Below are 21564 nucleotides of genomic sequence, written 5' to 3'. Positions count from 1 at the left end.
TCCGACCGCCCCGGTCAGTCCACGGTGAGTCCGTGACGACAGCCGGCCCGCAGTGAGCAGTCATGGCAGGCCGGCCGGGCCCGGCAGTGGGCCTTGGCGTGCTCGACGATCAGGCCGTGCCACTGCGCCAGTCGCTCGGCGTCCGGAGCGGGGGTCGCGTCCAGCAGTTCGGCGGCCAGTGCGTCGTAGGGCATGTCGGCAAGGGCAGGGAAGCCCAGCCGGGCGAACAGACGGCGGGTGTAGCTGTCGATCACCCAGACCGGCCGCTGGAAACCGTACAGGAGAATGTCGTCGGCCGTCTCCCGGCCGATCCCGTGGATGTCGAGCAACCAGAGACGCAAGGCCGACGTCTCCATGCGCTCGAGGTCTTCGTAGCCGCCGGCCGCCAGCCACGCCTCGGTGAACGCGCGCAACCGGCGGGTCTTGATGCGATAGAAGCCCGAGGGGCGGATCAGATCGGCAAGTTCGTCGTCCGCCAGCGCAGCGATCGCATCGGCACCGAGGGCATCGGCACCGTCCAGATTGGCCAGCGCCCGCTCGACGTTCTTCCAGTTGGTGTTCTGCGTCAGCACCGCCCCCACGGCGATCTCGAACACCCGCTCGGGGCGTTGACGCGCGTAGCCCGCCGGCCACCACGGCATGTCCTCCGCGTGCGTCTCGTCGAGCCGATGGGCGTGCGCTGCCAGCAACCGCGCTTCGACCCATGGCAGGCAGTCACGCAGAGAGGCGAACGGGCGTTCCGACGGGGTGGTGGCAGCAGTGGAATCTGTCATCGTTCGGCGAGTCCCAACATCGGATTATCTGAACTATGGTCGTGCACGGGCCGGGCATTGTCGGCCCGACGCGATCACACACCAAGTGGGGATTAGAAACGCATGAGCCAAGCCACCGAGGCCACCACGACCAACAGGGCCACCTTCGCCGCCGGCTGCTTCTGGGGCGTGGAGGATCGCTTCCGCCAGCTGCCCGGCGTGATCGAGGCCATCTCGGGCTACACCGGCGGGCATGTCGATCATCCCGACTACCGCCAGGTCTGCACCGGCACCACCGGCCATGCCGAGGCCGTCGAGGTGCGGTTCGACCCGGCCGAAATCGACTACGAAGACCTGGTGCGTGCGTTTTTCGCCATGCACGACCCCACCACCCCGAACCGCCAGGGACCGGACGTCGGCACGCAGTACCGTTCGGCCATCTTCGTCCATGACCGGACCCAACGCGAAACCGCCGAGCGGGTCCGGTCCGAGCAGGAAAACCAGATGTCGCGACCAATCGTCACGGAGATCACCGATGCCGGCACGTTCTGGCCGGCGGAGGACTACCATCAGCGCTATCTCGAGAAGCGCCGGGCCGGCGTGCTCTGAAACCGCCGACTTCCGCTCTTGGGCTGACACAAGGAGACCACGATGCTCGAACTACCGTATGGCGGCCTGCTGGGCCTGATCGTCCTGATCCTCGACATCTACGCGATCGTCAAGATCGCGCAGAGCACGGCCACCACCGGCATGAAGGTGCTCTGGATCGTCCTGGTCGTGCTCCTGCCGGTACTCGGCCTGATCATCTGGGCGCTGTTCGGCCCCAAGGGATGACCGATGGTCGAGGTGCGCACGAAACGGGTTCATGACCCGGTCGAGCGCGAGGACGGCTACCGCGTGCTCGTCGACCGGCTGTGGCCACGCGGTGTGAAAAAACAGGACCTCGTCCACGACGAGTGGATGAAGAAGGTTGCCCCGTCGGGAGCCCTGCGCCGCTGGTTCGGGCACGACCCGGAGCGGTTCGAGACGTTCGCGGAGCGCTATCGGCACGAGCTCGAAGGCAACGAGGAATTCGGTCACCTGGCCGAGATCGCCGCCGAACGCCCCGTCACTCTGCTCTACGCCGCCAAGGACCGCGAGCACAACCACGCGGTCGTGCTGGCCGACTGCCTCGGCCGACGATGACTGTCCCGTGGATCAGCCGCGCAGGCCGATCCCCTTGCGGAACAGGCGCAGCGCGTACAGGTAGGCCGCCAGGATGCCCACGGCGAGGATCCCGTAGGTGCTCCACACGGGCACGTCCGTGATCCCCAGCATCGCGTAGCGGAAACCGTTGATGATGTAGAGCACCGGGTTGTAGAGCGACGCCTGCTGCCAGAACTCGGACAGCATGTTGATCGAGTAGAACACCCCGCCCAGGTACGTCAGCGGCATCAGCACGAAGGTCGGCACGATCGAGATGTGGTCGAAGTGGGTCGCGTAGACACCGTTGATCAGCCCGAGCAGGGCGAACAGGGTCGAGGTCATCAGCGCCACGCCAAAGAGATTGAGCACGCTGTAGACCGACAGCTCGGCGAACAGCAGCGCGACCAGGGTGACCGCCCCGCCGACGGTCAACCCGCGGGCCACCCCGCCGGCGACGTAGCCGATGATGATCAGCCAGTTGGGCATCGGCGAGACCAGCAGTTCCTCGACGTGACGGGCGAACTTGGCACCGAAGAACGAGGAGACCGAGTTGGCATAGCTCTGCGTGATCACCGACATCAGGATCAATCCCGGCACCAGGTACTGGATGTAGGGCACGCCGTCGATCACGCCGATACGGGGGCCGATCAGGTGGCCGAAGACCACGAAGTACAGCGCGGTCATGATCATCGGCGGCAGCACGGTCTGCACCCAGATGCGGCCAAAACGCAGGATCTCGCGTGTCAGCAGCATGACGAAGGCATTCCATGCCCCCCGCGCGGTCAGGCCGACGGCCCGCTCGCCCGGCCCTTGATGATCGAATGCCTCGGTCTCGGAACGGATGCTCATGAGCGCCCCTCGGTGGATTCCTGCTTCGCCGCCTCGTCGTCCTGCACCAGACGCAGGAACAGTTCCTCGAGGCGATTGGTCTTGTTCTTCATGCGTTCGATCACGATGCCGTGCCCGCGCAACACGTCAAACACGCCGGTCAGCTCCTGCCCGCGGGTCAGGTCGACCTCGATGGTCTCCTCGTCGACCAGCCGGGAGCCGACCACCGGCATCTCCGGCAGCGACTCGACCGGCTCGCGGGCGTAGAGAACGAAGGTCTCCTGCGACAGCTTGGCCAGCAGGTTACGCATCGAGCTATGCTCGACGATCCGTCCCTCGTTGATGATCGCGATATTGCGGCACAGCGCCTCGGCTTCCTCAAGGTAGTGCGTGGTCAGGATGATCGTGGTTCCCTGCCGGTTGATCTGGGTGAGGAAGTCCCACATGCCGCGGCGCAGCTCGATGTCCACGCCGGCGGTCGGCTCGTCGAGGATCAGCATGCGCGGGCTGTGCACCAGGGCACGGGCGATCATCAGCCGGCGCTTCATGCCGCCCGAGAGCGCGCGGGCCATGCCTTCGCGTTTCTCGTACAACCCCAGCTGCTTCAACAGCTCGTGGGCGCGCTTCTTCGCCGCCTTGCGGGTCATGCCGTAGAAGCCGCCCTGGTTGATGACGACTTCCTCGACCGGCTCGAACTGGTTGAAGTTGAATTCCTGCGGCACCACGCCGATCTGCGACTTCACCCAGGCCCGATCGCGATCGAGGTCGTGGCCGAACACCCGCACGGTGCCGTGACTCTTGTTCACCAGCGAACAGAGGATGCCGATGGTGGTCGACTTGCCCGCCCCGTTGGGGCCCAGCAGGGCGAAGAAGTCGCCCTCGTCGATGGTCAGTTCGATGCCCTTGAGGGCACGGGTGCCCCCTTCATAAGTCTTCTCGAGCTCGTAGATCTCGACGGCCTTGTTCGTGGCGTTGCTCATGGAATGGCTCGCGACTCCGTGAATACGAATGGGCCGTCAGCCGTTGGCCGACGGCAGGTGCCAGTGATAGCGGATGCCCAGACCGCGCACGACCAGGGTGACGGTAAATCCGAGGATCAGCGCGGCGATCGGCCACTCCAGCCAGTGGGCGAACAGAACATAGACGATCCCGCCGGCCAGAGCGGCCGAAGCGTAGATCTCGCGATGCAGCAGCAATGGTGGCTCGCCTGCCAGCACGTCGCGGATCAGCCCGCCGAAGGCGGCCGTCATGATGCCCATCATCACCGCAATCATCGGATTGGCTTCCATCGACAGGGCGATCTGCGCGCCGATCACGCAGAAGGCTGCCAGCCCGATGGCGTCGGCCCACGGAAGCCAATTGGCCCGCTGGTGGAACGGCTTGCTGGCATAGAAGAAGACGATCGCCATCACGGCCGCGATCACCAGGTATTCCCACTGCGTGAGCCAGAAGACCGGCCGGTCGAGCAGCAGGTCCCGCAAGGTACCACCACCGATGCCGGTGACCGTGGCCAGGATCAGGAAACCCATCAGATCCATGCGCTTGCGATCGGCCACCAGGGCGCCGGTAACGGCGAACACCGCCGTTCCGAAATAATCCAGCCACTGCAGCAACTCGCCGATCATGCCCGCCTCCACTGACTCACCTGCCCGCCCGGGGCCGAAGGAGCGTGGAGGATAGCCATTCAGCCGCTCGGGGAAAAGTCACTCCCCCGGGATTTCCCAGCATTCTACTCGGACGACGAGAACAGCGGGAGGCGCTAGACTCCTGCGACCGTCCATCCATTTCCGTTGACCGACCGCCGCCCATGAGCCAGACCGAGATTCCGTTCGACGCCGACCTGATCCGCCGCTACGACACCAGCGGGCCGCGTTATACCTCCTACCCGACCGCCGTGCAGTTCCACGACGGTTTTTCCGAGGACGACTACCGCGCGGCGGCCGCACGCTCGAACGCCGCCGGCGGGCCGCTGTCGCTGTACGTGCACATCCCGTTCTGCGACACGGTCTGCTACTACTGCGCCTGCAACAAGGTCGTCACCAAGGATCGCGCCAAGGCCCGTCCGTATCTCGAGGATGTCTACCGGGAGATGGCATTGCAGGCGGCGCTGTTCGACGACGGCCGCCCGGTCGATCAGCTCCACTGGGGCGGCGGCACGCCCACCTTCCTCTCGCACGACGAGATGCGCGAGCTGATGGCGAAGACCGCCGAGCACTTCGCCCTCAAGACGGACGATACCGGCGAGTACTCGATCGAGATCGACCCGCGCGAGGCCGACGCAGCGACCATCCGCGTCCTGCGGGAGATCGGCTTCAACCGCATCAGCCTCGGGGTGCAGGACTTCGACCCCGACGTGCAGAAGGCGGTCAACCGGATCCAGAGCTTCGAGGAGACCCGCGAGGTGGTCGAGACCGCCCGCGAGCAGAACTTCCACGGCGTGAGCATCGACCTGATCTACGGTCTGCCGCACCAGTCGCGCGAGCGGTTCATGAAGACGCTCGACCGGGTGATCGAGCTCGATCCCGACCGGCTGTCGATCTTCAACTACGCCCACCTGCCGCAGCGCTTCAAGCCGCAGCGGCGCATTGCAGGCACGGACCTGCCCAGCCCGGCGGAGAAGCTCGACATCCTTGGCTCGACCATCCGCTATCTGCAGCAGGCCGGCTACGTGCTGATCGGCATGGACCACTTCGCCAAGCCGGACGATCCGCTGGCGATTGCCCAGCGCGAGGGGACGCTGCAGCGCAACTTCCAGGGCTATTCGACGCACGCCGAGTGCGACATGGTGGCCATGGGCGCCTCGTCGATCAGCCAGGTGGGCGGCGCGTTCAGCCAGAACGTCAAGGATCTCACCGCCTATCACGAGGCACTGGTCGCCGGTCACCTGCCGATCGAGAAAGGCGTGGTGATCACCGAGGAGGACGTGCTGCGCCGTCACGTGATCACCGAACTGATCTGTCATTTCCGGCTGTCCATCCCGGAGGTCGAGGCCCGCTTCGGCATTGACTTTGCCGAGCACTTCGCCGACGCCCTGGCCGAGCTTTCCGACATGGCGGCCGACGAGCTGGTCACCATCACTCCTGACGAGATCGTGGTCCAGCCGCGCGGTCGCCTGCTGATCCGCAATGTCTGCATGGCCTTCGACGAGTACCACGGCACCCACAACGGCCAGCGCTTCTCGAAGGTGATCTGACGACGGCACGGCCTCCGGCAGAGCCTCGGCCCACCCGGGTCGTGGCAAAGCGTCTTCCATATATGCATACTGCGTGCATATTTGAGACTCGAGTCCCCATGCCGTGCAACTCAATCAGCAGACCGATTTCGCTTTCCGGATCCTGATGTACCTGGCCGATCACGCCGCCAGCACGACGGGCGACGATACCGTTGCCCGCCCCAAGATCCGCGAGATCGCCGACTTCTACCGTGTCTCCTACAACCATCTGATGAAGGTGGCCAACGCACTGGCCACGCACGGCTACGTGCAGTCAAGGCGGGGCAAGAACGGCGGCCTGGCACTGGCGCGCGAACCGGAGGCCATCTCGCTGGGCGTGGTGGCGCGGGATATCGAGGGTCACTGGGAAGTGGCCGAGTGCTTCGGCACGACCACCGACTGCCCCCTGGCGAACGGCTGTCGGCTGGCACCGATCCTGAGCGAGGCCCTGGAAGAGTTCTGGGCCATTCTCGACCGATACACCCTGGCCGACATTGCCCACCTGCCGGTGGCCGAATCGCCGGTGACCTTCCGCCGCCCCACGCCGGGCGCCCTTGCCTGAAGTCGGCCGGACGCAACCGCAAAACCCGCATGACAGCGCCGTTACAGCGCCATTCCTCCCGCCCGGGGTGGCGCAACCAAGGTTGAGCTTTCCACCTCATGCCCTATAATGACGGCTCACTTATACGGACCTGAACGCGGCTGGAAACGAACGCGAGCAGGCAGATAAAGCATGACGATTCATTTTCGTGAACCGCGCCTCGAGGACGGGGGTCGGATTCACCAGCTGATCGAGCGAGCGGGCACGCTCGACTTGAACTCGGCTTACCTCTACTTCCTTCTGGCGGATCACTTCCGCTCGACCTGCGCCATCGCGGAAAACGGCGATGACCTGGTGGGCTTCGTCACGGCCTACCGCCTGCCGGACAACCCGGACACCCTGTTCGTCTGGCAGATCGGCGTCGACGCCTCCGCCCGCGGCCAGGGTGTGGCCTCCCGCCTTCTCAACACGCTGCAAGAGCGCGACTGGTTCGGTGACATCAAGCGCATCGAACTGACCATCGCCCCGGACAACCCGGCCTCCCAGGCCCTGTTCACCCGCTGGGCGGAAAAGCTGGGTCGTTCGATCCGGCACGAACCCTACCTCTCCAGCGAGCTTCTCGGCGATGGCCATCAGCCGGAAGATCTCTACGTCATCGATCTCTGATCATCGACACCGCCGGCCGGCTCCGAAAGGGCCGGCCGCGCAGCTTTTGTTTCGCACCCGATTCCCCTTTCACGTTTCAAACGAGGACCTGTGATGAACATCGATCTGTTCGAGAAATACGAGTCCAACGTCCGCGGTTACATCCGCTCGTTCCCGACCATTTTCGTCAAATCCAAGAACGCCACGATGTGGGACAACGAGGGCAAGGCCTACATCGACTTCTTCGGTGGCGCCGGCTCCCTCAACTACGGCCACAACGACCCGGCGATCAAGCGCGCCATCATCGACTTCATCGAGCGTGACGGCGTCACCAACGCGCTCGACAAGGCGACCGACGCCAAGTACCTGTTCATCAAGAAGCTGCAGGAGACCATCCTTCAGCCGCGCGGCCTGGACTACAAGGTCCAGTTCGTCGGCCCGACCGGCACCAACGCCGTCGAGACGGCCCTGAAGCTCGCGCGCAAGGTCAAGGAGCGCTCCAAGATCGTCTCCTTCACCAACGCCTACCACGGTCACACCCTGGGCGCGCTGGCGGTCACCGGCAACGAGTTCTACCACGACGACTTCTACGGCGTGCCGCTGAACGTCACCAAGATGCCGTACGACAATTACTTCGACCCGACCGGCGAAGGCCAGATGGACAGCATCGACATGATGCGCCAGTACTACGAGGACGCCAGCTCGGGCTACGAGCTGCCGGCCGGCATCGTGGTCGAGACCATCCAGGGCGAAGGCGGCATCAACGTCGCATCCGTCGAGTGGCTCAAGAAGCTCGACAAGATGTGCAAGGACCTCGACATCCTGCTGATCGTCGACGACATCCAGGTGGGCAACGGCCGTACGGGCAACTTCTTCAGCTTCGAGCGTGCCGGTATCAAGCCGGACATCGTCACCATCTCCAAGTCGATCGGCACCGGCCTGCCGATGGCGATCGTGCTGATGCGTCCGGACATCGACCAGTGGTCCCCGGGCGAGCACACCGGCACCTTCCGCGGCAACTCGCTGGCCTTCATCGCCGGTGCCACCGCACTGGAGCGCTGGGAGACCGACGAGTTCTCCAAGGAAGTCGTGGAGAAGGGCAAGAAGGTCGAGGCACGCTTCAAGGCCATCGCCGAACGTCACAAGGACCTGATCTCCGACGTTCGCGGCCTGGGCATGATCTGGGGCCTGCAGTCCGACGAAGAGGACTTCTGTAACGAAGTCTCCGCGGAAGCGTTCAAGCGCGGCCTGCTGGCAGAGACCGCCGGCGCCGACGACCAGGTAATCAAGTTCCTCGCCCCGCTGACCATCAGCGAGGACGAGCTGAACAAGGGCCTGGACCTGCTCGACGAGTCCGTCGACGCCGCGGCCGCCGCTCGCAAGGGCTGATCACCGACCGGACCGCCCCCCGCTTACCGCGGGGCGGTCTTTCACCAGTTACGGAGACAACCATGCTCGTACGTTATCTCGACCGGGACATTCTCGGTACCGAACGCGAAGTCGAGGCGGAGAACGGCAACTGGGTCAGCCGTCGCCTGATCCTGGCCGACGATCGCGTCGGCTTCTCGTTCAACGACACCATCATCCGTGCCGGCACGGAGACCTTCATCCACTACCAGAACCACATCGAGGCGGTTTACTGCGTCGCCGGTAACGGGGAGATCCACGACATCAACAACGATGTCACCTACCCGATCCGCGACGGGATGATGTATCTCCTCAACGACCCGGATGCCGACAAGCACTACCTGCGTGGTGGCAGCGAGGACATGCGCCTGATCTGCGTGTTCAACCCGCCGCTCACCGGCCGCGAAGTGCACGACGAGAACGGTGTCTACCCGGCCCTGAGCATCGACGACTGATCGCTGCCGCATCGGTAGACAGAGAGAAACCCGGCCTCCGCAAGGAGCGCCGGGTTTCTTTTTTTGTCAGGCCACTCGCTCGGCACGCTCAGGGATAGGCGGCATCCCGGCCGAAGTGCCGGGTCAGCAGGTAGTAGATCACCGCGCGATACTTGTGCCGATTCTCCCGCCCGTAGCGATCGATTGCCTTGTCGATCGCGGCATCCAGATCGGGCCCATCGGTCAGGCCGAGCTTGTCGATCAGAAAGTGTTTCTTGATGTACTCGATCTCGCGGGGATCGTCGCCGGCGACCACCGAGGCATCGCGGTTGTAGACCGCCGGCCCCAGACCGACGACCACGCGGGTCAGCAGGTCCCGGTCGGCCGTCACGCCGCATTTCTCGGCGAGCTCGGCCGCATATTTGTCGATCAACTCGTCCCGATGGCTCATTGCCTTCCCTCCCCTGGCTGGCCGGGCAACGGGTTCGCCCGCGCCGTTTGGTTGACCGGACCGTCAACCGCCCATCCATCTGCAACGGGCGGACACCACCCGCCGCCACTCAACCGGGATGCTCGCCCGGTTCGAATTCACGCTGGCGACTGACCTGAATGATCAAGACCAGCGCCTGATCCGGGTCGTCGCCGCGTTGCGCCTCGGCGGCCTTGGTCACCAGTCCTTCGAGGATCTGGCGAACACCCAGTTCCTCGTCGGCAAACCGCCGCATCACGACGATACGAAAGCCGGGCCGCGTCCATCCCAACGGCAGCTGCCGGGTGTAATGAGGCACGACCAGCGCCAGGCGATCCTTGGCGAAGAAATCCATGCGTGCGTCCTTGAGGACGCGAATGCCACGCTCTTCCGGATTGAGGACACGCAGGCTCTCCGGGCGGGAGGTTCGCCCATGGCGGCTGTCGAGGCTCAGATCGTCCGCACCCACCTCCTTGAGGTACTTCTCGGCTGCGCGAATCTGCTCCTCGGAATACAGACTGGTTGACTTCATCGGGTTGGTGCCCACCTCTCGGCTCGCGCGTCCCTTCCCGTTGTTGCATCGCCAATCCATGGCCCTTTGCGGCACTCTACGTCAATATGACGACCGAGTGCATCCCTTCGCCCACCTGCCCTGCCTTACGCATGCACCACTCCCCCTGCTATCGATCAGGCCGTTCGAAGGCCGGATGACGCCAGGCGAACGGCCACGCGACCCGTCTGGCAGACGTGACCTGGCCGTCGACCACCTGCAAGGCGCCGTGACGGTCGGTCCGCCATACGGTGGCGCCAGCGGCCTGCCACCGGGAGACGACCGCCGGACGCGGATGTGACCAGCGATTGAGAAACCCGGCGCTGACCAGCGCATGTCGCGCTCCGGTCGCCCGGATGAATGCAGCGGTCGACGAGCTCGACGAGCCATGGTGCCCAACCAGCACAACGTCTGACCGCACATCGCCCTGCCGCGCCAGCCATTGCTCGCCGGCCGCCTCGATATCGCCGGTCAGCAGCAGCGTCCCGGCGGCACTCACCACCCGCAACACGCAGGAACGATCGTTTGCCGAGCCGAACGGCGGTCGAGCCAGTTCGAATCGCACCCCATCCCATTGCCACGCCTCGCCGTGACGGCAAGGCCCACCCTCGCCGGCCGCCAATCCGTGTCCCGGCCCCTCCAACCCGATCACGCCCGCATCGGGAAAGGCCGCACGGATGGACGCCAGCCCGCCGGCATGATCGCGTGCCGCATGACTGATGACGATTCGATCCAGCCCGACCACCCCCATCGACCGTAGTGCGGGGAGGACGACGGCCTCGCCGGTATCGAACTGGCCGAAGCGCGGTCCGGCATCGTAAAGCAACGCGTGGTCGGCCGTGCGCAGGACCACCGCGAGCCCCTGGCCGACGTCGAGCACCGTCGCCTCCAACCGTCCGGGCGACGGCCCGGACGAACTGAGCAGCAAGGCCGGACCAATCAACACGACGGCCACCAGCCGCCCCGGGAAACGGCGCGGCAGCATCAACCAGGCAAGCCCCGGCACCAGAAACGCCAGCGCCAGCCAGGGTGGCGGAGGCCGGATGGAGTCGGGAAACGCCGCGACCAGCCAGTCGAGGACCGCGAACAGGCCCGCGCCCAGCCAGCCGATCAACCAGGCAACACCCCCGCCGGGCATCGGGCCGATCATCGATGCCACCAGCCCCGCCAACGCCAGTGGCGTGATCAGTACCGACACCAGCGGCACGGCAACCAGGTTGGCCGGCAGCGAAGCGAACGCAACCCGGTCGAACAGCACCCAGGTCAGGGGCAGCAGCCCCAAGGTGAGCAGCCATTGCAGCCGCAGCAATTCGAACGGTCGCCAAAGCGTCTCGCGGCCCCGCACGAACAGCAGAATCAGCAACACGGCGGCGAACGAAAGCCAGAACCCCATGTCGAGGGGAGCGAAGGGATCGAGCGCCAGCACCAGCACGAAGGCCAGCAGCCAGAGATCCACCAACCGCCAGCGCCGCTGCACGAGCACTCCGAGCAGAAGCACGCTGAGCATCAGCGCCGCGCGCAGGGTGGGAATGGAAAGCCCCGCGATCACCGCATAGCCCCAGCCGGCAATGACCGCAGTCAGGGCCGCCACACGCTGGGCAGGAATGCCGCGACTGACGCCCAGCCGCCCCCAGAGCGCACGCACCAGCAAGGCGGCCAGCGCGGCGATCATGCCGACGTGCAGGCCGGAGATCGCGAGCAGATGATTCGTGCCCGAAGCCAGCAACGTCTCCCACTGCCCGTCGGTCAACTCGCCCCGGTCTCCCAGGGCCAGGCCGTGCGACAGCGCGGCCGCCGAACCCCGGGCGACATCGGGCAGACCGAAATCGTCGGCCTGTTGCAGACTGGCCGCGAGCTGTACGCGAGCCCGGCTGCGCAGCCGATCCACGACGGCAGACCAGCCCCAGGCAGCACCGAGGTCGACCGGTGGCTCGCGCAGATAGCCGGTGGCCACAACCCGATGACGGAACAACCAACGCCGATAATCGAAACCGCCGGGATTGACGTGGCCATGCAGCGGCTTGAGTCGTGCGACCAACCGATAGCGATGACCAGCGGCCAAACGGAGCCGGTCGTCGCCCCGGTGATAGTCGCTCAGCCGCAGTCGGCTGCCGGCCAGGCCCTCGCCGCAGACAGCAGCGGCGGCCTGGTCGTCGCGAGCCACCGGGGCGGCATGACTCACCACCAGTCGAAAGCGACGCCGATCCGGCCCCACATCGACCAGGCCGGCAACACGCCCCTCGAGTCGACAGTCGATGCGCTGATCGAAACTCGGGGTCTGGGCGATCAATGCCCCCGCCGCGCCGAGGGTGTGCAGCACGCCGGCCAGGATCAGCATTGCCACGGCGAGTCGCGGGCGCAGGAGCCGCCAGGCGATTACCGCGGACAATGCCAGCGCCCATGGCGCGACAGGCGTGATAGCCGCCAGCCAAGCCGTCATTGCCGGCCCGATGCCCACCGCCTGCGGCCCCGTTCGCCACGGGACGAACCACGCCGCCAGCACGGCGAGCGCCCAGACAAGCAATAGCCAGCGCAGCGACGGGCAGCGGCGCCCGACGACCCCCTGGCCGGGGGTGAAAGCAGAGTCTTTATCCATGCAGCCGCGTCCTTGCAGCAGGAATGGGTTCGGGGGCAGGCAGACCCTTCGGTCGATCATGCGATCGCGGGCATTCCTTGCCCCGGACCGACTGCGTTACCATGCCGCCATGAGCACTGTAACCGCGCCGACCATCCATTGCATTCCCGTCCTGTCGGACAACTACGTCTGGCTGATCGAAGGCCTCGATGGCGCCACCGTCATCGTCGATGCCGGCGAGTCCGGGCCGGTAATCGAGGCGATCGAATCACGCGGCCTGCGACCGGTGGCCACCCTGGTTACCCACCACCACGGGGATCACGTCCAGGGCCTGGCGGATCTCGTGGCACGCTACTCGATGCCGATCTACGGACCGGACAGCTGCCGGCGAGTCGGGGTCGATCACGTCGTCGGCGACAACGATGCCTTCGAGATCCCCGGCATCGGCGACTTCAGTGTGCTGGCCACGCCCGGCCACACCCAGGATCACCTCTCCTACGTGCTGGGCGAGCATGTCTTCTGCGGCGACACGCTGTTCACGGCCGGATGTGGCCGGCTGTTCGAGGGCACGGCAGCGCAGATGCTCCACTCGCTCGACCGCCTCGCCGGCCTGGGCGACGACAAGACGATCCACTGCGGACACGAGTACACCACCGACAGCCTGCGTTTCGCCGCCCATGCCGAGCCGGACAATGCCGACATCGCTGCGCGGGTGAAGGACGTCGAAGCCAAGCGCGCGGCGAACGAACCCACCGCCAGCGCCTCGATGGTGCTGGAGAAGAAAACCAACCCGTTCCTGCGTGTCCGCGAGCCGGTACTGCGTCGCGCGATCGAGGATTACGTCGGCGAACGCATCGACGACGACATCGAGGCCTTCGCCCAATTGCGTCACTGGAAAGACGACTTCGACGGCCTCGCCCGTCTGTAACCCCGAATCAGGACCGACAAGGAAGCCCGCCATGCACCAGCCGACCCGACCGCCTTTCGCCATCTCGTCCCGGCCCGGTCGCGCGGGCTGGGCTCGCGGGCTGCTCCTGTCACTGACGGTCCTGATGCTGCATGGCTGCGCGTCCCTGGTACCGCCACCGGATTCCGGTTCGGGCGGCGAAGACCAGAGCCGCACCCCGACCTACTCGACCCTGCCGGCCATCAGCCGCCCGGATGCCGACGGCACGCGGGCGGAGGACCACGAGCACGACCTCTGGCGCGCCGTGGCCACGCGCTTCACGCTGCCGGTACCGGACAACGCCCGCATCGACGCCGAGTTGCGTCGCTACACACGTCATCCCGACTACCTGCGCAAGGTCAGCGAGCGTGCCGAGCCCTATCTGTACATGATCGTGGAGAAGCTCGAGGCGGCGAACCTGCCTCTCGAGCTGACCCTGCTGCCGATCGTCGAGAGCGCCTACCTGCCACAGGCGCTTTCGTCGAGTTCGGCGGCCGGCATCTGGCAGTTCATCCCCTCGACCGGCACCTATTTCGGGCTGGAACGGGACGCCTTCTACGACGGTCGACGTGACATCGAGGCCTCCACCGAAGCCGCAGTGACCTACTTCACCCAGCTGCGCGGCATATTCGACGGGGACTGGCCCACCGCCATCGCCGCCTACAACGGCGGCCAGGGCACCCTGCTCAACGCCATCCGCGAAAACGAGCGCCGCGGACGGCCCACCGACTTCTGGAGCCTTGGTCAGCTGCGCAAGGAAACGCGCGACTACCCGGCTCGCTTCTATGCGCTGGTGAAGATCTTCTCCAACCCGGAAAAGTACGGTTTCACCCCGCACCCGATCGAGAACCGGCCGGCACTGGCACAGGTCGATCTCGATCGGTCGGTCAACCTGGTGAAGCTGGCCGATCTGACCGGGATGGACCACGAGGCGCTCTACCGGCTCAATCCCGGGTTCGGTCGTTCGATCACCGGCGACAAGCCGCGTCAGTTGCTGGTCCCGCACGAGACACGCGGACGGTTCGACGTGCAGACCCTGACCTCGGCGGCCAGCGCGGCGGAAGCCTGGCAGCGCTATACCTTCGTGCGCGGCGACAGTTTCTACCGCGTCGCACGACGTTATGGCAGCTCCGTGGACGAGCTCCTGGCCATCAACCGGCGCCAGTCGGCACTCGCCCGTCCCGGCGAGGTGATCCTGGTGCCAGCCGGCCGCGTCGACCGGGCGGTGGCTGCCGGCAATGCCGAGACCTATACCGTCCAGCCCGGCGATTCGCTCTGGGCCATCTCGCGCAAGCACGACATCAAGCTCGCCGAGCTGCGCCGCATGAACCACTATGCCGACAACCCGGTACTGCGCCCGGGGGACAAGGTGGTCATTGGCGTGAAGAACGAAACCGGTCCGGCGGGCGGCTCGAAGTACGTGGTCCAGCCGGGCGATACCCTGTGGCAACTGGCGCGGCGCTTCTCGATGACGGTCGACCAACTGACCGACCTGAACCAGATCGGACGGAACGCCCCCCTCAAGCCAGGACAGGAGCTGGTGATCGCCAGCAACTGAGCAAGAAAAACGGGGCCGAAGGGCCCCGTTCTCGTTTCCGCCGCCCAGCGTCCGGCCGGTGTCAGATCCCCAGCCAGCGCACCGCGTTTTCCTGCGTGCGTGCCGCCATCTCCGGCAGGCTCTCGCCACGCACGTCGGCAAGCACCTCGGCGACGTGACGCACGCGGATCGGGTTGTTGGGCTTGCCGCGGTAGGGCACCGGGGAGAGATACGGCGAATCGGTCTCGATCAGCAGCCGGTCACCGGGGACCTTCTGCGCCACCTCACGCAGCGAGGCGGCATTCTTGAAGGTCACGATCCCGGAGAAGGAGATATAGAAACCGAGATCGAGCGCCCGACGGGCCGTCTCCCAGTCCTCGGCAAAGCAGTGCATTACCCCGCCGCACCGCTCGGCATGCTCGCGCTCGAGCACGTCCATGGTGTCGTTGGGCGCCCCGCGCGTGTGGATAATTACCGGCTTGTTGACGGCCTTCGCCGCCTCGATGTGCTCGACGAAGCGATCGTGCTGCCAGCGCTCACCCTCCTCACAGTGGAAGTAGTCCAGGCCGGTCTCGCCCACCGCGACGATCGAGTCCGCGTGCCGATCCTCGTTGATGGCGCGCACCAGTTCCTCGGCGGGGACCACCGTCCCGGCATCGTCGGTCGGGTGAAGACCGTAGGAGAGAAATACCTCGGGGCGCTCGGCACGACGCTCCGGGTTGCCGGCCAGGTAGGGCGAGACAAGGTCGGTCATCGCCGGCCAGGTCGAGGGCTTGATCGAGACGCAGAGCATCCTGGTGACCGACTCGAGCCAGGCGGTGTGCATGAAGTGGTCGAAGTCGTTGTCGAAGGCGTCGAGTTCCACCCGGTCGAGGTGGCAGTGCGAATCGAACAGTTGCATGTCGCTCCGGTGCTTGCAGTAGATCGCCCCGTCGCGGCCCATGGCCGCCACGGAGCATTCACATGGTGTAGGTCGGCGTTTCCTTCTCGAGCGCCCCGGCGAGATAGGTCTCGATCTGCTTGCGCGTGCGCCCCTGGTCCATGCGGCCGAACTGCACGCCGATGCCGGCCGTCTTGCCGCTTTGTGCACCTTGCGGGGTCACCCAGACGACCTTCGAGGCGACGGCGAGGCGCTCGGCACTCCCCATCAGGGTCAAGGTGAGGAAGATCTCCTTCCCCATCGGGATGTGCGTATGCCCGGGAATGAACAGCCCGCCATTCTTCACGAACGGCATGTAGGACTTATAGAGCGTGTCCTTGTCCGGAATGTTGTGGTGGATCATGCCTCCACCCAGGCCGCCTCCTGCTGCCATGGCACGCTACCTCGTGACGGTTTGCCGAAGAAGATGCAATCCGGCCCTCGGGACACGAGACGACCCGGATGCACACGTAGTCTAACGGGATTGGGCGCCGCGTCGAAGCGCCGCTGCTCAGACGGCCGAATCGAGGCGTCGCGGCAGGCGGGGGTCGACCAGGTCCAGCGCCAGCTGCTCGACCGACAGCTCCGGATGCAGGGGGTGACCGGCTTCGCGTGCAAAGCGGATCAGTCGTGTCTGCACCGCAAGCCACTGCTCGGTGCCGTGGGCCGCGGCGAGACGTTTGACCGATGGCTCGAGTCCAGCCGGCAGTCCTTCGGCTGACAGGCCCGCCTGATGTCGGGCGACCGCCGGCCACAGCCGCAGCAGCCAGCGGGCCAGCACCGGGCGTGGCGTGGCCAGCCATGGCGCAAGCGGGGCCAGCGGGGAGCCGCGCCCCTCGGCCAGAGTCACCCAGGCCTCGGTCACCGCCTGCCAGTCGAAGGTCGGCTCATGGCCATCGACCAGGGTGGGATCGTCGATGAAGGCGAGCAGTTCGGCCTGCTCCGGGGAACAGCCGGTGGTCTGCCGCCACCAGCGGGCCTGCTCCTCGGGTCTGGGTTCGCGCAGACGCAACCGCTGCAGCCGCGACCGGATGGTGGGCAGCAGCCGGTCGACCTGCTCGACGGTGCAGAGGAACTGCATCGACTCCGGCGGTTCCTCGAGAAGCTTGAGGAGCGCGTTGCCCGAGGCCCGATTCAATCGCTCGATCCGCTCGACCAGGACCAGGCGCATCCGCCCGTAACGGGTGAGGAACGCCCCCTCGATCAGGCCGCGGATCGCATCCACCGGAATGTCCCGGTGCTCGGGGTCGTCGGCCAGTCGCTGGATGTCCGGGAAACTGCCCTGCTCCGCCTGCCGGCACGCCGGGCAGTGCCCGCAGGGCCAGCCCTGCTCGGGGGCGTGGCAGATCAAACGCCGGGCCAGCGTCTCGAGGAGCGCGGTCATGGGCGCACCGAGACGGCCGTGCAGCAACAGACCGTGCGGCAGCCGCCCGCCCTCGATCATCTGGTCGAGCCGCCCCCAGGCATCAAAGAGCCAGCCGGCCTCGCGGATGGTGGCCGGGTCGCTGACCAGGCGTTGCTCGGCCAGTCCGGCGATCGCCTGATCCTGCACGTCATTCGCCATGACGGGCCTCCAGTGCGGATTCGACCGCTGCCTGCACCTCGGCCAGCGGCCGGGTGGCGTCAATGCGCTGCACGCGTTCCGGCTCGCGTCGAGCGAGTGTCTCGAATCCGCCGCGCACCCGCTCGAAGAAGTCGAGCGTCTCCTGCTCGAAACGATCGGCCGCCTCCCGTGCCGCGGCCCGCTCGAGTCCCAGTGCCACCGGTACGTCGAGCCACAGGGTCAGGCCGGGATTGCTGTCAGGGTGGGCGACGTCCGCGAGTTGTTCGATCACGTCCATGGACAATCCCCGACCGGCGCCCTGATAGGCACGGGTCGAATCGGTGAAGCGGTCGCAGATCACCACCTTGCCCTCGGCCAGGGCCGGGCGGATGACCCGCTCGACGTGCTGGGCACGCGCCGCGAACATCAGCAACAACTCGGTCGACGGCGCGACTGGCTCGTCACGCACCGCCTTGAGCACGCCGCGCAATTCCTCGGCCAGCGGCGTGCCGCCCGGCTCGCGGGTGCAGACCACGCTCTCGCCGCGGGCCTCGAACCAGTCCCGGGCGAAGGCCATCGCGGTCGACTTGCCGGCCCCCTCGAGCCCTTCCAGGGTGATGAAGCGTGCATTGGTGGCGGCCATCAGTTCGCCTCCGATTCTCGCTTGTGTTCGCGCCAGCGAGAGACCGCCCGGTTGTGTTCCCTGAGCGTACGGGAAAACGCGTGACCGCCGCTGCCGTCGGCGACGAAGTACAACGCATCGGTCGCTTCGGGCCGGGTGGCCGCCCGCAGGGAAGCGGCCGACGGCAGGGCGATCGGTGTCGGTGGCAGACCGTCGCGCGTGTAGGTGTTGTACGGCGTGTCCTCGCGCAGGTGCCGCCTGTACAGACGACCCTCGTAGGCATCACCCATGCCGTAGATCACGGTCGGATCGGTCTGCAGCCGCATGCCTCGTTTCAGGCGATTGACGAACACCCCGGCGATGCGACCACGCTCATCCGGTACGGCGGTTTCCTTCTCGATCAGCGAGGCGAGGATCAGGGCCTCGTAGGCCGAATCGATCGGCAGGTCGTCGTCCCGGTCGGCCCAGGCCGCATCCAGCTCCTCGCGCATCAGGCGATGGGCGCGCCGCAGCAGCGCCACATCGGTGGTGCCGGCCGGATAGTGATAGGTGGTGGGAAACAGCCAGCCCTCGAGGTGGTCGAGCGGCAGGTCCAGGGCCTCGATCACCGCCTCGGGCGTGAGCGGATCGAGGGTTCGTCGCACCTTCGGCGCCCGGGACACCTCGGCCAGAAACTCGTTTGCCGTCACGCCCTCCGGGACGGTGAAGCGGTACTCGATCACGTCACCGGCCACCATCCGGTCAAGCAGCGCGGGCAGGCGTTCGCCGGCGCGGATCTGGTATTCGCCCGCCTGGATCTGCCGGGACTGGCCACGAAAACGCGCCGTCCAGTAGGTCACCCGTGCCGGCAGGGCCGGCCGGATGTCGTTCAGGGTGGCAGCGACATCACGCATCGATTGCCCGGGCTCGACCTCAACGGTCGTGGGTTCGTCGACCAGCGGCATCTGCCAGTAGTGATACGCCAGGGCGGCCGCTGCCAGCAGCGCGGCCACCAACCCCATGCTCATCACCCAGACCAGGAAGACTCCGATCGCTCGCCGCATCCGCCACTCCAAGACATGATGGAACCCCTGAGGGCGTCGGGGCAGTCGCCCGATACCCTCAGCGGGTTTCCTGAATTCCTTCGCGCCGGGCCACCCGGCCCCAACGGGTATTGCCCATCGCCTCCGACAGCGAGGCCGGCCAGGGGTTCGCCGCCGGCAGGTCGGGCTGCCAGAAGCCCTCGATCGATTCCAGCGCCGCGGTCGGCGGCACTCCGGCTTCCAGCCGCCGACCCAGCAAGCGGACAATCGGCCGCCATGCCGAAACTGCATTACCGAGAAACGCCGCCTCGGCCAGCGCCAGACGACCGACGGCGCACGGTGTCACCTCGGCCCCCAGCACCTCGATTAGCCAGGCGCGCCGGGTGCCGGCGATGGCCCCGTCCGTCAACGGCGGGGTATGCCAGCGACCACGCTCGCACCAGAACAGGTTGCTCATGGTACCGGAAACCACCCGGCCGGCGCCGTCGGTCATCAGTGCTTCGCCGTGATCGGCCGGCAGCGCCTCCTGGGCCAGCACCTGCACCAGACGATTGAGGTGTTTCAGTCCTCGCAAGGCGGCGGCGCCCGACAGGGGCACCGGCGACAACGCCACCGCCTGACCGCTGGGCGGGGCTGCCGGCAACGGGCCGAAGCTGGCACGAATGGTCGGTTCCGGGCGCGCCGGGCGACGATAACCACGCGGCCCCGTGCCGGCGGTAACAGTCAACTTGCAGACGCCGGTGGGCGCGCCCTCGCCGATCGCGGCGTCGATTGCCGCCATGACCGAATCGAAGGGCGGCTCGGGCAACCCCAGACGTGCAAGACCGCAACGCAGGCGTGTCAGGTGCTCGGCGAGCGCCACCGGCCGGCCACGATGAACGAACAGCGTCTCGAACAGGCCGTCGCCGAAGGCGAAGCCACGATCGCCTAGCGCCACCTCCGCGTTCATTCTCTGGGCACCCCGACTGCGAGCGCCGCCTCGCCACCCAGGGCGTCGAGTACGCCGCGAGCCTTCTGGTAGGTTTCGTCGAGCTCCCGGGCCGGATCGGAATCCGCGACGATACCGCCGCCGGTACGGAACTGGCCGCGTCCGTCGGGCGAGAGATACACGCTGCGAATCAGGATGTTGCTGTCCAGCGGGCCATGATTGCTCAGGTAGCCGAGGCTGCCGGTGTACGGCCCGCGACCGGTCTGCTCGAGCTCGGCGAGTATCTCCATGCAGCGCACCTTCGGGCAACCGGTGATGGTGCCGCCGGGAAAGCATGCGGCGAGCGCTTCGAGCGGCGATGTCGTCGCCGGCAGTTGCCCACCGATGTTCGAAACCAGGTGGTGCACATGCGCGTAGGACTCGACCACCATCAGCTCGTCGACCGCCACCGAGCCCGGCTCGCACACCCGGCCGAGATCGTTGCGCTCCAGGTCGATCAGCATGACGTGCTCGGCGCGCTCCTTCGGGTGGCCGCGCAGCTGCTCGACCAGATCGCGGTCGCGCTCCGGATCGACATCGCGCCGCCGGGTACCGGCGATCGGGCGTGTCTCGGCCCGACCGTCCGCCACGCGCAGCAGGCGTTCGGGCGAGGAACTGAGGATCTCGCCCTCCGGCTGGCGATACCAGGCGGCAAACGGCGCCGGGTTGCGCCGACACAGTGACTGGTAGACCGCGCTCGAGGGCACGTCGTCGGCGAGACGGAAATCCCAGGCATGCGAGAGATTGGCCTGAAAGATATCGCCGGCGAACAGGTAATCGCGTACCCGCTGGACACGCTCACGGTGCGGCGCGCCCATCGGGGCATCGAGCGTCTCGAGCTCGACCGAGCGGGGCTCGCCGGTGGTTGCCGACTCACGGGCCAGCAGCAGACGCCGGGCCAGTCGCCGCCCTTCATCCGAGCCGTCGTGCACCACGACATCCTCGCCCCGCTCGTGATCGCGCACCAAGGCCGCCGGATGGTACTCGGCCACCGCCTGCGGAAAGCCGCTCGCCTGCCCGAGCGCAAAGGCCGGCAGGTCGAGGGTCGGCTCGATCTCCCCGGCCATCTCGTAGGCAAGGAAAAAGCTCCAGCCGCCGACGAACGGGAAATCCGCCGGCAGGTCGTGCTCGGCCAGCAACCGCGTCCATTCGCCGCGCTCGTCGGGGCGACGGGATATGGCCGCCTGCCAACGTGGCAGAAAGGCGGCCTGGTCGTCGATTGCCTTGGTCAGCCGCTCGGTGGGCGCGGCGAACAGGATCGACCAGCGGCTCAGCGGCCCGCCGGCGGTGACACTCTCGAACAGGTGACTGCCTGCCGGCCCGGCAGCCAGCAGCAAGTCCGCCAGTGCCGGTCCGGCACCCGGCAATCGCGTGATGGCGGGCAACTCGCTCACCGGGACTCGTGCCGGTC

Annotated in this window: 24 protein-coding genes; 10 read left to right on the top strand and 14 right to left on the bottom strand. The window is 66.6% G+C overall.

What is annotated here, in order from left to right; all coding sequences use genetic code 11:
* Window positions 1-14 precede the first annotated feature (14 nt).
* The gene (locus AWR35_RS08685) at window positions 15-773 is read right to left on the bottom strand and encodes a hypothetical protein (RefSeq protein ID WP_082664030.1); all 759 of its coding nucleotides are present in this window, start codon (window positions 771-773) and stop codon (window positions 15-17) included.
* A 102-nt stretch (window positions 774-875) separates the two neighbouring features.
* Between AWR35_RS08685 and msrA the strand changes: the two genes are divergently transcribed.
* Genes msrA through AWR35_RS08670 form a run of 3 tightly spaced genes read left to right on the top strand, consistent with a single transcriptional unit; the run spans window position 876 to window position 1937 of the window.
* The gene (gene msrA / locus AWR35_RS08680) at window positions 876-1361 is read left to right on the top strand and encodes a peptide-methionine (S)-S-oxide reductase MsrA (protein WP_058575564.1); all 486 of its coding nucleotides are present in this window, start codon (window positions 876-878) and stop codon (window positions 1359-1361) included.
* 42 nt (window positions 1362-1403) lie between these two features.
* Window positions 1404-1586, top strand: a complete 183-nt coding sequence (locus tag AWR35_RS08675) for a PLDc N-terminal domain-containing protein (protein ID WP_058575563.1) — start codon at window positions 1404-1406, stop codon at window positions 1584-1586.
* 3 nt (window positions 1587-1589) lie between these two features.
* Window positions 1590-1937 carry a DUF488 domain-containing protein gene (locus AWR35_RS08670; protein ID WP_058575562.1) on the top strand — a complete coding sequence of 116 codons (348 nt, stop codon included), beginning with the start codon at window positions 1590-1592 and terminating at the stop codon, window positions 1935-1937.
* 12 nt (window positions 1938-1949) lie between these two features.
* On the opposite strand, the gene AWR35_RS08665 is transcribed toward AWR35_RS08670, so the two are convergent.
* The 3 genes from AWR35_RS08665 to AWR35_RS08655 are packed head-to-tail and all read right to left on the bottom strand — an operon-like array spanning window position 1950 to window position 4390.
* Window positions 1950-2786: an ABC transporter permease gene (locus AWR35_RS08665; protein ID WP_156413971.1), complete on the bottom strand. Its 837-nt coding sequence runs from the start codon at window positions 2784-2786 to the stop codon at window positions 1950-1952.
* Complete coding sequence (locus AWR35_RS08660; RefSeq protein WP_058575561.1) at window positions 2783-3745, bottom strand: ABC transporter ATP-binding protein; 963 nt, start codon at window positions 3743-3745, stop codon at window positions 2783-2785. Before AWR35_RS08660 ends, AWR35_RS08665 begins: the two co-directional genes overlap by 4 nt.
* 36 nt (window positions 3746-3781) lie before the next feature.
* Window positions 3782-4390, bottom strand: coding sequence for a trimeric intracellular cation channel family protein (locus AWR35_RS08655; RefSeq protein ID WP_058575560.1), 609 nt, complete (start codon window positions 4388-4390; stop codon window positions 3782-3784).
* Between the two features lie 182 nt (window positions 4391-4572).
* Here AWR35_RS08655 and hemN point away from each other — a divergent pair, with 182 nt between their 5' ends.
* The 5 genes from hemN (at window position 4573) to AWR35_RS08630 (ending at window position 9024) form a co-directional block, all read left to right on the top strand.
* On the top strand, window positions 4573-5958 hold the full coding sequence (gene hemN, locus AWR35_RS08650; protein WP_058575559.1) for an oxygen-independent coproporphyrinogen III oxidase: 1386 nt from the start codon (window positions 4573-4575) through the stop codon (window positions 5956-5958).
* A gap of 103 nt (window positions 5959-6061) precedes the next feature.
* Window positions 6062-6538, top strand: coding sequence for an Rrf2 family transcriptional regulator (locus AWR35_RS08645; RefSeq protein WP_058575558.1), 477 nt, complete (start codon window positions 6062-6064; stop codon window positions 6536-6538).
* 171 nt (window positions 6539-6709) lie between these two features.
* On the top strand, window positions 6710-7183 hold the full coding sequence (ectA, locus tag AWR35_RS08640) for a diaminobutyrate acetyltransferase (RefSeq protein ID WP_058575557.1): 474 nt from the start codon (window positions 6710-6712) through the stop codon (window positions 7181-7183).
* Between the two features lie 93 nt (window positions 7184-7276).
* Complete coding sequence (gene ectB / locus AWR35_RS08635) at window positions 7277-8551, top strand: diaminobutyrate--2-oxoglutarate transaminase (protein ID WP_197408181.1); 1275 nt, start codon at window positions 7277-7279, stop codon at window positions 8549-8551.
* Window positions 8552-8613: 62 nt separating this feature from the next.
* On the top strand, window positions 8614-9024 hold the full coding sequence (locus AWR35_RS08630) for an ectoine synthase (RefSeq protein ID WP_058575556.1): 411 nt from the start codon (window positions 8614-8616) through the stop codon (window positions 9022-9024).
* Window positions 9025-9112: 88 nt separating this feature from the next.
* Here the strand turns inward: AWR35_RS08630 and AWR35_RS08625 are convergent, their stop codons facing one another.
* The 3 genes from AWR35_RS08625 to AWR35_RS08615 form a co-directional block, all read right to left on the bottom strand.
* Window positions 9113-9454: a DUF2853 family protein gene (locus AWR35_RS08625; RefSeq protein WP_058575555.1), complete on the bottom strand. Its 342-nt coding sequence runs from the start codon at window positions 9452-9454 to the stop codon at window positions 9113-9115.
* A 109-nt stretch (window positions 9455-9563) separates the two neighbouring features.
* On the bottom strand, window positions 9564-10004 hold the full coding sequence (locus AWR35_RS08620; RefSeq protein ID WP_156413970.1) for a hypothetical protein: 441 nt from the start codon (window positions 10002-10004) through the stop codon (window positions 9564-9566).
* A 148-nt stretch (window positions 10005-10152) separates the two neighbouring features.
* The gene (locus AWR35_RS08615) at window positions 10153-12618 is read right to left on the bottom strand and encodes a DNA internalization-related competence protein ComEC/Rec2 (RefSeq protein WP_197408180.1); all 2466 of its coding nucleotides are present in this window, start codon (window positions 12616-12618) and stop codon (window positions 10153-10155) included.
* Window positions 12619-12727: 109 nt separating this feature from the next.
* Between AWR35_RS08615 and gloB the strand changes: the two genes are divergently transcribed.
* Both gloB and AWR35_RS08605 read left to right on the top strand, forming a co-directional pair.
* The gene (gloB, locus tag AWR35_RS08610; protein WP_066185131.1) at window positions 12728-13525 is read left to right on the top strand and encodes a hydroxyacylglutathione hydrolase; all 798 of its coding nucleotides are present in this window, start codon (window positions 12728-12730) and stop codon (window positions 13523-13525) included.
* A 31-nt stretch (window positions 13526-13556) separates the two neighbouring features.
* A complete protein-coding gene (locus AWR35_RS08605) occupies window positions 13557-15101 on the top strand; it encodes a LysM peptidoglycan-binding domain-containing protein (protein WP_058575551.1) in 1545 nt (514 codons plus the stop codon).
* 61 nt (window positions 15102-15162) lie between these two features.
* Here the strand turns inward: AWR35_RS08605 and AWR35_RS08600 are convergent, their stop codons facing one another.
* From AWR35_RS08600 to AWR35_RS08570, 7 genes are all read right to left on the bottom strand, one after another.
* A complete protein-coding gene (locus AWR35_RS08600) occupies window positions 15163-15981 on the bottom strand; it encodes a TatD family hydrolase (RefSeq protein ID WP_058575767.1) in 819 nt (272 codons plus the stop codon).
* A gap of 58 nt (window positions 15982-16039) precedes the next feature.
* A complete protein-coding gene (locus AWR35_RS08595) occupies window positions 16040-16393 on the bottom strand; it encodes a PilZ domain-containing protein (protein ID WP_058575550.1) in 354 nt (117 codons plus the stop codon).
* A 117-nt stretch (window positions 16394-16510) separates the two neighbouring features.
* Window positions 16511-17563, bottom strand: a complete 1053-nt coding sequence (locus tag AWR35_RS08590; protein ID WP_058575549.1) for a hypothetical protein — start codon at window positions 17561-17563, stop codon at window positions 16511-16513.
* Entirely contained in the window at window positions 17553-18185 is a 633-nt protein-coding gene (tmk, locus tag AWR35_RS08585) for a dTMP kinase (protein WP_058575548.1), read from the bottom strand. Before tmk ends, AWR35_RS08590 begins: the two co-directional genes overlap by 11 nt.
* Window positions 18185-19207, bottom strand: a complete 1023-nt coding sequence (gene mltG, locus AWR35_RS08580) for an endolytic transglycosylase MltG (protein ID WP_058575547.1) — start codon at window positions 19205-19207, stop codon at window positions 18185-18187. The genes tmk and mltG overlap by 1 nt, the downstream gene beginning before the upstream one ends.
* Before the next feature lie 58 nt (window positions 19208-19265).
* The gene (locus AWR35_RS08575) at window positions 19266-20135 is read right to left on the bottom strand and encodes an aminotransferase class IV (protein ID WP_058575546.1); all 870 of its coding nucleotides are present in this window, start codon (window positions 20133-20135) and stop codon (window positions 19266-19268) included.
* The gene (locus AWR35_RS08570; protein ID WP_231723584.1) at window positions 20132-21547 is read right to left on the bottom strand and encodes a chorismate-binding protein; all 1416 of its coding nucleotides are present in this window, start codon (window positions 21545-21547) and stop codon (window positions 20132-20134) included. Before AWR35_RS08570 ends, AWR35_RS08575 begins: the two co-directional genes overlap by 4 nt.
* Between the last annotated feature and the right edge of the window lie 17 nt (window positions 21548-21564).

The organism is Guyparkeria sp. WRN-7 (assembly GCF_001641825.1).
GTDB lineage: Bacteria > Pseudomonadota > Gammaproteobacteria > Halothiobacillales > Halothiobacillaceae > Guyparkeria.
The sequence above is the reverse complement of the archived record's forward strand: the minus strand, read 5'-3'. Positions and strand labels throughout refer to the sequence as shown.